General features: G+C 70.6%; 3 protein-coding genes. 2 read left to right on the forward strand and 1 reads right to left on the reverse strand.

The genetic code is table 11. The features are described 5' to 3' along the window. A partial coding sequence (locus tag MJ783_RS16625; protein WP_239311359.1) for a GTP-binding protein occupies positions 1–637 on the reverse strand: 637 nt, incomplete at its 3' end. 210 nt (positions 638–847) lie between these two features. On the opposite strand from MJ783_RS16625, the gene pgsA reads away from it, so the two are divergent. Then, positions 848–1,537, forward strand: coding sequence for a phosphatidylinositol phosphate synthase (gene pgsA / locus MJ783_RS16630; RefSeq protein ID WP_239311360.1), 690 nt, complete (start codon positions 848–850; stop codon positions 1,535–1,537). Positions 1,538–1,577: 40 nt separating this feature from the next. Next, on the forward strand, positions 1,578–2,462 hold the full coding sequence (locus MJ783_RS16635; protein ID WP_370651653.1) for a phosphatidylinositol mannoside acyltransferase: 885 nt from the start codon (positions 1,578–1,580) through the stop codon (positions 2,460–2,462). The last annotated feature ends 7 nt before the right edge of the window (positions 2,463–2,469 follow it).

The raw sequence follows: 2,469 nt of genomic DNA on the forward strand, positions 1-2,469 counted from the left end.
CCGTGTCCGTGTCTGTGCCCCCGTCGGTGTTGTCGATGCCGGCCTGCGCCAGCAGGTCCACCAGCCGGTGACGCTGGCCGTCCGGCGTGGGCTCGGTGGGCCGCGACCGGCTCACCACCGGCAGGTAGAGCGGGAGCACACCCGCGCCGAACATCTCCTGGCAGTTGATGAGGGCCGAGGTGAAGTCAGCCCGCGGGCGGTCGAGCCTGGTGATCGCGATCGCGCGGGGCATCGCGGCGGCGGCGCATTCGTCCCAGAGCAGGCGCGTGAAGCCGTCGACTCCGTCGAGCGCGCTGACCACGAACAGCGCCGCGTCAGCCCCGCGCAGGCCGGCGCGCAGGTCCCCGATGAAATCGGCGAGCCCCGGCGTGTCAAGCAGGTTGATCCGTAGCCCCCGATGCATCGTGGACAGCACGGTCAGGCTGATCGTGCGCTGCCGGCTCTCACCGTCATCATGATCGGTATGTCGGGTGCTGGTGGCGTGGCCGGCTGCTGCCCCGCCGCCGTTCGCGGCGATCAGCAGGTTCTCGGCGAGTGCGCTCTTGCCCGCGCCGGTGTGACCGACAAGGACGATGTTGCGTACGCCGGTGTCGTGTCGATGATCGGGACGGGCCTCGCGTGTCGTTGTTGGCTTCACCCGCTCCTCCCCGGTGTGACATGGCCACTGGGTGGGTGGGAAGGTGAGAAACCAGTGGACGGCTGCTGAACGGATTACCAAGCCCTTCAGGAACAGGTTCCCCCTTGACGGGTGTGTGAACAACCCGTGTCGGCCGAATGAGGTGACGGTTGCCGACCGTGCCGGCGGTACTGTGAACCAGCAGTGGCGGACGTATGGGACGGGACGGACATGCTCGCTAGCAAGGCACGGCCGCAGATCCAGCGCGTGCTTGATCCTCTGGGTGAGCGGTTGGCCCGGTCGCGGGTGTCACCAGACGCCGTGACGATCGTGGGCACCATCGGCGTGGTCGGTGGGGCGCTGGGTTTCTTCACCCGTGGGGTCTTCTTCGTCGGCACCGTCGTCATCGCGCTGTTCGCCTTCTCCGACCTCATCGACGGGCTCATCGCCCGCGCCCGCGGGATCTCCTCGCGCTGGGGCGCCTTCCTGGATTCCACCTCCGACCGGATCGGTGACGGTGCCATCTTCGGTTCACTGATCATCTGGTATGCCGGTGACGGCGATTCGATGCCGTTGTGCGTCGCCTCGCTGATCTGCCTGATCGCCGGTTCGGTCATCTCATACGTCAAGGCTCGGGCGGAAGGGCTGGGACTGCGCTGCGACGTCGGCTTCGCCGAACGCGGCGAGCGGCTCCTGGTTGTCCTGGTCGCCGCTGGCCTCTACGGCCTGGGCGTGCCGTATCTGCTGCCGGCCGCACTGTGGTTCCTGGCTGCCGCCACAGTGCTGACGGTGGTGCAGCGGATCATCTACGTCCGCCGGCAGTACCTGAGGCACGATCAGGGCGCTGGCGCTGGCGCTGGCGCTGGCGTGGGGGCGGCCCAGCCGCCGGTCGGGCCGTCCGCGGCCATGCGCGCCCACTGACGTGACGGGACGGCCCGCGTTGACGATCGCCCGTGCCCGGATGACGGACCTTGCCTACGCGACCGGCTGGCGGGTCGTGCGTGTGCTGCCCGAGCGCGCTGCCGCGCGGGCGTTCGCCATGGCGGCCGACGCCGCCGTGCGCCGGGACGGCCGGGGAGCCCGCCGGCTGCGGTCAAACCTGGCGCGAACCGTCCCGCCCGGCACCGACCTTGACCAGCTCACCCGGGCCGCGATGCGTTCCTACGCCCGCTACTGGCTGGAGGTCTTCCGCCTGCAGGACATGCCGCGTGAGCGGATCATCAACGGCATGCGCATGCTGGCGGAGCCTCGGCTGCGTGCGGCCCTGGCGTCTGGCCAGGGCACCATCGCCGCGCTGCCGCACATGGGCAACTGGGAACATGCCGGCGCGTGGCTGGCCGCGAACGGGGAGCCGTTCACGACGGTCGCGGAGCGGGTGGAACCGGCCTCGCTGTTCGATCGGTTCGTGCGGTTCCGCTCCGCGCTCGGCATGGAGGTCATCCCGCTCACCGGTGGTGAGCAACCACCTTTTGACCTGCTGGCGGACCGTCTGCACGCGGGTGGCACGGTGTGCCTGCTGGCCGATCGCGATCTGTCCGCGGACGGCGTTCCGGTCACCTTCTTCGGAGCGACGGCCACGATGCCGCCGGGGCCGGCCGCCCTCGCGCTGCGGACCGGGGCGACGCTGCTGCCGGCCACCCTCTGGTTCGACCCGGCCGGCTGGGGTGTGCGCATCCACCCGGCCGTGCCGCACACCGACGTGCCGCGCATGACACAGGCGCTGGCGGACGCCTTCGCCGAGGGCATCGCGGCCCACCCCGAGGACTGGCACATGCTCCAGCGCATCTGGCGGGACGAGCCGGCTGAGCGGGCTGAGCGGTCCGAGCCGGCCGAGCGGGCGGGCTGAGTGGGCT

It is taken from the genome of Protofrankia sp. Cj3, assembly GCF_917627355.1.
In the GTDB taxonomy this organism is placed as follows: Bacteria; Actinomycetota; Actinomycetes; order Frankiales; family Frankiaceae; genus Protofrankia.